The sequence below is a fragment of the Komagataeibacter kakiaceti JCM 25156 genome (assembly GCF_000613305.1).
In genome coordinates this window covers 1-661 of sequence record NZ_BAIO01000848.1, presented here as the reverse complement: position 1 = coordinate 661, position 661 = coordinate 1, and the positions used below count along the sequence as shown (strand labels likewise).

Annotated in this window: 1 protein-coding gene; it reads right to left on the bottom strand. The window is 66.9% G+C overall.

Annotated elements, in window-relative coordinates; genetic code table 11:
* Positions 1-228: 228 nt before the first annotated feature.
* The coding region (locus tag JCM25156_RS19475) for an SPOR domain-containing protein (RefSeq protein ID WP_025814474.1) at positions 229-661 on the bottom strand (433 nt) is incomplete at its 5' end.

The window sequence follows — 661 nt, the reverse complement described above, 5'->3', positions numbered from 1 at the left end:
CTGCTGGGCCAGTGGGATCCGGCGGCTGGCAACTGGGCCGTGGCGGCGGGGGATTATACGCTGTCGCTCGGGTTCTCATCCGTCATGCTGGTGCGCCATGCGGATATTCACCTGCCCGCGCTGCATGTGCCCGGCGCACTGGAGGCAGTACCCCCGCCCGTCGCCTCTGCTGAATGAGATGGATGAAAATAATGGAAGTGCTTGGTGAAGCTTTTTTCAAACAGTCTCTTACTGTCCCGGCCGGATGACGGTGCAGGGCAGGCCCTGGTTCCTGAGCGTGGTGCACGCCGTCAGGGCCGCGACCTGTGACAGTCCGGCCAGACGCGCCCGGTAGATGGTGCCCCCGGCTGGCCGGGGCACCGGGATGACCATGCTGCGCGCACCCTGAAGAACGGAAAAGTCACCCTGCCGCGCCATGGTGGTGGCGAATCGGGCCTGTCCCTCGGCCGAGAACGCGCCCACCTGTACCATCCACGCCCCGTAATCCACTCCCGTTGCGGGAACGGGCGGCGGGCTGCGGGTTTCGGTAAGGCACGACGCGCTGCCGGGGTCATAGGCCAGATTGGCGTCCTGCACGCAGGCCGTGCGGTGCTGCACGGGGGCGGGGGGATTGAGCGTGGCGTACTGGATATAGGTGTGTTCACGCGGCGCGGCGTGGCCG